The 5,477-nt window shown below is 57.3% G+C and carries 5 protein-coding genes; all 5 read left to right on the forward strand.

The window, feature by feature from the left end; genetic code table 11:
- On the forward strand, positions 1–1,470 hold a 1,470-nt coding region (locus tag HFM78_RS15910), incomplete at its 5' end, for a DUF3769 domain-containing protein (RefSeq protein ID WP_287130443.1).
- 60 nt (positions 1,471–1,530) lie between these two features.
- A complete protein-coding gene (locus HFM78_RS15915; protein ID WP_287130444.1) occupies positions 1,531–2,424 on the forward strand; it encodes a hypothetical protein in 894 nt (297 codons plus the stop codon).
- A 73-nt stretch (positions 2,425–2,497) separates the two neighbouring features.
- A complete protein-coding gene (locus HFM78_RS15920) occupies positions 2,498–3,265 on the forward strand; it encodes an isoprenyl transferase (RefSeq protein WP_287130445.1) in 768 nt (255 codons plus the stop codon).
- Between the two features lie 102 nt (positions 3,266–3,367).
- Positions 3,368–4,699: an acetyl-CoA carboxylase biotin carboxylase subunit gene (accC, locus tag HFM78_RS15925; RefSeq protein ID WP_396033365.1), complete on the forward strand. Its 1,332-nt coding sequence runs from the start codon at positions 3,368–3,370 to the stop codon at positions 4,697–4,699.
- Between the two features lie 11 nt (positions 4,700–4,710).
- Entirely contained in the window at positions 4,711–5,466 is a 756-nt protein-coding gene (locus tag HFM78_RS15930) for a pyridoxine 5'-phosphate synthase (protein ID WP_287130447.1), read from the forward strand.
- Positions 5,467–5,477: the final 11 nt, after the last annotated feature.

Genomic DNA, 5,477 nt, shown 5'->3' on the forward strand with positions numbered 1-5,477 from the left:
GTCCTACCCCGCACTCAAAGAGGCCGGGTAGTCCGGTTCCAAGCTGAACGCATCCGCTTTAGCCCCAAGGGTTGGGAGGGTGAGGGCGTGCGCGTGACCAACGACCCCTTTGACCCCCCGGAACTCGAAGTTGTTACCCAAAAGGCTTATCTGACGCGCAAGCCCGACGGCACAGAACAGTTAGATACCGAGTCGAGTGCTCTCGTTTTTGACCAAGTGAACTCCATTCCTTTACCCACTTTTGGTCTTAAGTTTGGCGGGGATGAAGAGGACACCCTCCCCTTGCAATTGGGCTACGATGCTCAGGACAAGGGTGGTTTCTTCTATCAGCAGAATTTTAATTTCACGCAGGCTGATGGCAGCCTGATCCGGGTTGAGCCGCGTTTTTTCTTACAACAAGCCATCGGTTTACGGGACCGGGGCAATAATGAAGGCTTCTCGTTTGGGGATTTAGCCAGCCAAGCCCAGACTCCCGACCAAGGCAATGTGGGGGAGAGTTTTGGGTTGGGGGTGCGCTACCGTTCCGCCCCATCCCCCCAGCAACAGACGAACTTATTTGCAGAGATTAACGGGCTTAGTTTTGATGAGTTCACGCGGCGGGTACGCCTCAGGGCCGAGCAACGCTACCTCCTGGAGGGGGGTTCTTTGTTGTCCTTCAGTTACATCTACCGCGAACGGGTCTTTAACGGCATCTTCGGGACCCAGCCGGTCAGCCAACGGATTGAGGCGGCCCTCGATTCTGCTGTGATCCCGCTGGACACCACCACTGATCTCACCTACACCACGGGCCTAGCCTTGGTCCAGGCCCCCTCAGACCGTACCAACCTACCCCTAGCAGAGGGGGCTTCGGGTTCCCTGGAGGCAACCTTGGGCCGGTTCCAGGCGGCGGCGGCGGTGACGCGCCGTTTCCCGCTCTACGAGGCGGAGACGACGCCTGCTACCCGCGAATTTTTGCAGTACACGCCCAATCCGGTTACGCCCAATTTCTCATTGTTGATCGGGGCAACCGGGGTGGGTTCGGTCTACTCCTCGGCGGATGCCCAAGGGACCTTAACGGGGACAGTACGGGTAGGCGGGGTCCTGGGGCGGTTTGCGCGGGAGGCCCTAGATTACACCCAGGTGGGCGTGTCCTACTCCCAGTCTTTGATTGAGGGACGTTCGCCCTTTATCTTTGACCGCGCCGCCACCACCCAACGGCTGACCGCTGACTTCCTACAACAGGTCTATGGCCCAATCCGCGCCGGGATTCAGACTTCCTGGGATGTCAGTACAGGCCGTGAGATTGACCGCTGGTATGTGTTGCGCTACGACCGCCGGACCTACGGCATCGGTTTGAGCTTTAGCCCGATTCAGCGGACAGGGACCTTTGAATTTCGGATTGATGACTTCAACTGGGGGGTAGATGAAGCGGGCCGTCCGAGTCTGCCCACCCCCGTCAGTGATGGCTTGGTCCGCCGTTCCAACCGTTAGCTCTCAGCGTATTTCAGGGGTAAGCAAGGTAAATTAAGCAAGTTCCCTCTGAGCTTGTAAATGAATAATTGGCAGCTTACAACCCCGGTGGTCTTTTTCATATTTAAGCGACCCGACACAACCCAGCAAGTATTTGAACGGATTCAGCAAGCGCGACCACCTCAGCTATTGGTGGTAGCCGATGGTCCTGCCGGGGATAACCCCACGCATCTCGCGCAGATCCAAGCCACCCGTGCCGTCGTTGAACAAGTGGACTGGGACTGTACGGTGGAACGGCACTATAGTCCAGTCAATCTGGGGATGAAGGGACGGATGGCGAGTGGGGTGGATTGGGCTTTCTCCAGAGTTAAAGAGGCCATTATCCTGGAAGACGACTGTTTACCCACGCCCAGTTTTTTTCGTTATTGCGAGGAATTGCTCAAGCAGTACCGTTATGACGGGCGGGTACTACATATTGCTGGGAGTAACTACGGGCAGCCCGGACCCAACCCCCGGGCTAGTTACTACTTCTCGCGATGTCTACCTGTGTGGGGCTGGGCTTCTTGGCGGCGGGCATGGCAGCACCACGATGGTACATTGGCTTTTTGGCCCCAGATGCGCCAGGACTTGCCCAAATATTTAGAAGCGCGTTGGTCTCCAGACTTCATGCGTCAACTGGGCAACAAAATCTACGCCGGGGAGAGCCGATTGTGGTCCGTGGGTTGGTGGTATAGCCTGCTCTATCGTCAGGGCTTCGCTGTCTTACCCCAAGTGAACCTAGTCACCAATCTTGGCTTCGGCGCCGGGGCGACGATCACGCACAGTATCCGTCACCCCTTGAGTGACCTGATGGCCTGGGATATCCCCTTACCCTTGAGCCATCGTCACAGCATGCTCCGTGATGAGTCGCCCCAAGCCCTCTATGCGCTGCAGGAATCGCTGATGCGTAAAACCCACCGGGGTTGGACGGTTTAGCCGTCATCGCCGGTCATGTAATCGCTTTGCTAAGCTAATTAGCCTAACCTTCAACTCCGCTCAGGAGTGTCCAGTGAACACTGTCCATCCGCCTTCAGCGAGCGGTCAACTCCCCCCCGACTTGGACCCCCGACGCTTACCCGCCCACGTGGCGGTGATCATGGACGGGAATGGACGCTGGGCTGAGGAGCGCGGCTGGCCCCGGTTCCTGGGCCATCGTCAGGGCGTAGAGGCCCTCAATGATATTGTCCGTTGCTGTAAGGATTGGGGCGTGGCAGCCCTGACGGTCTATGCTTTCTCGACAGAGAATTGGGGCCGTCCAGTCCAGGAAGTGAACTTTTTGATGACACTGTTCCATGAGGTCCTGGAGCGCGAGTTACGCAATCTCGTTGCGGAGGGGGTACAGTTGCGGTTTATGGGTGATTTAGCTCCCCTGCCCAAGACATTGCGGCACTTTATGGAGGAGGCGATGAGTGCCACGGCCCACAACCAAGCGGTCCATTTCAATGTCGCCATGAACTATGGGGGCCGCCAGGAGATTTTACATGCGGTCCAGGCCGTGGCTCACCGAGTCGAGCAAGGTGAACTTAAGGCCGCCGCGATTACCGAACAAGACCTCACCGAACACCTCTACACCCACCCCACCCCGGACCCGGACTTGCTCATCCGCAGTAGCGGGGAATTGCGCTTGAGTAATTTTTTGTTGTGGCAGTTGGCTTATACCGAACTCTATGTGGCGGATGTGTTCTGGCCTGATTTTGACCGGGCTTGTTTTCACAAAGCTCTCCTACACTACCAAACCCGTAAACGTCGCTTCGGTAGACTGGATTTACCAACCTAAATCTCCCTTAAAAGGGGGGCTGGGAGCTGTAAACTAACGACGAGGGGCGATGGCTGCCCGGTTCATCATTGAGGAGTCAATGTGGTCTACTTCCGTAAGCTGATGATTGCCAACCGTGGCGAGATTGCCCTGCGGATTATCCGTACCTGTAATGAATTGGATATCGAAACCGTCGCCGTCCATTCTCTAGCCGACCAGAACTCCCTACACGTGAAACTGGCCTCTGAAGCCGTCTGTATCGGTGAGGCCCCCAGTACCAAGAGTTACCTCAACATCCCCAACCTCATCTCCGCTGCCTTGACCCGCAATGTGGACGCGGTCCATCCCGGCTATGGCTTCTTGTCGGAGAACAGTCGCTTTGCGGAGATCTGCAACGACCACCAGTTGGTTTTTATCGGCCCGAGTCCCGAGTCGATCCGCAAAATGGGCGATAAGGCCCAAGCCCGCGAAACCATGGTGGCTGCTGGCGTGCCGACGATTCCCGGTTCCGATGGCGTAATTGATTCTGAAAAAGAAGCCCTCCAAGTCGCTGAACAAATTGGTTATCCGCTGATTATCAAGGCCACAGCGGGGGGCGGGGGCCGGGGGATGCGTCTAGTCTGGAGTGAAAAAGAATTGCTCACCATGCTCCAAACTGCCCAAACTGAGGCCGATTTAGCCTTCGGCAACCGGGGCGTCTACGTCGAGCGCTACCTCGAAGAACCACGCCACATCGAGTTTCAGATCCTCGCGGACCGCTTTGGCAACGTCGTTCATCTGGGTGAACGGGAGTGCTCGATCCAACGCCGACACCAGAAGCTCCTCGAAGAGAGTCCCAGTACTGCCCTCACCCCAGAATTGCGCCAAGCGATGGGCCACACCGCCGTGGCTGTCGCCAAGTCCATCAACTATGAAGGTGCAGGGACCGTAGAATTTCTGTTGGATAAACAGGGGCGGTTCTATTTCATGGAGATGAATACCCGGATTCAGGTGGAACACCCGGTCACGGAGATGGTGACGGGCCTAGACCTCATCGCCGAACAGATTAAAATCGCGGCGGGTCTACCCTTGACCCTGACGCAAGAAGATATCGCCTTCACTGGTCACGCCATTGAGTGCCGGATCAACGCCGAGGATGCCAACCTGGACTTCCGGCCCTCTCCAGGCACGGTCAGTGGCTACCTCGCCCCCGGTGGGCCTGGGGTCCGCATGGATTCGCACCTCTATCCGGGCTATGTGATCCCGCCCTATTATGATTCGCTAATTGGTAAACTGATTGTCTGGGGCCGGGACCGCCCGGAAGCGATCCGCCGGATGCGCCGTGCCCTCCAGGAATGTGCGATCACTGGCGTGCCCACCACCATTCCTTTTCAGTTGCGGATTTTAGAGAATCCCTGGTTTCAGAAGGGGGATGTGTACACCAACTTCGTCCAACGCCGGGTACTAGAAAAATAGAGGGCATAACCATGCTGAGTTTGGGCGTGAATATTGACCATGTTGCTACCGTGCGGCAGGCCAGACGAGCGGTGGAGCCGGACCCGGTGGCAGCGGCAGTGTTGGCAGAATTGGGGGGGGCCGACGGGATCACCGCGCACCTCCGAGAAGACCGCCGCCACATCCAGGACCGAGATGTAAGGCTCTTGCGTCAAATGGTACGGACGCACCTCAACCTAGAGATGGCCTGTACCGAGGAGATGGTCGCCCTAGCGCTCGCGATTCAGCCGGATTATGTCACCCTGGTCCCCGAGCGGCGGGAAGAAGTTACGACCGAGGGCGGGCTGGATGTGGCGGGTCAACAACCCCGGATTACCCAAGCAGTCTTGACCCTCCAGGCAGCAGGCATCCCTGTGAGTCTATTTATTGACCCCGATGCCCCCCAACTGCTCGCCGCCCAAGCCAGCGGTGCAAAATTCATCGAGTTACACACCGGACGGTACGCCGAGGCCAAGGGCGAAGCCCAACAAGCGCAAACCCTCACCCAACTAGAGAATGCTACCGCCAAAGCCCAAGCTCTCGGGCTCAGGGTCAACGCTGGACATGGCCTTACCTATTGGAATGTCGGACCCATCGCCCGTATTCTTGGCATTGAAGAACTCAACATCGGACATAGCATCATGGCCCGCGCGATGTTAGTCGGGATGGAACGGGCGGTCCGCGAGATGAAAGAAGCCATGTTCGGCCGCTTGGAGCGCGACGGCCTATTTAAGATCCGAAGTAGGTGATCGATCACCTA

This window comes from Candidatus Cyanaurora vandensis, assembly GCF_013285555.1.
Taxonomy (GTDB): Bacteria; Cyanobacteriota; Cyanobacteriia; order Gloeobacterales; family Anthocerotibacteraceae; genus Cyanaurora; species Cyanaurora vandensis.

Coding starts and splice junctions, on each gene's coding strand:
- HFM78_RS15915 (WP_287130444.1), top strand. CDS start 1,531: ATGAATAATTGGCAGCTTACAACCCCGGTGGTCTTTTTCATATTTAAG.
- accC (WP_396033365.1), top strand. CDS start 3,368: ATGATTGCCAACCGTGGCGAGATTGCCCTGCGGATTATCCGTACCTGT.
- HFM78_RS15930 (WP_287130447.1), top strand. CDS start 4,711: ATGCTGAGTTTGGGCGTGAATATTGACCATGTTGCTACCGTGCGGCAG.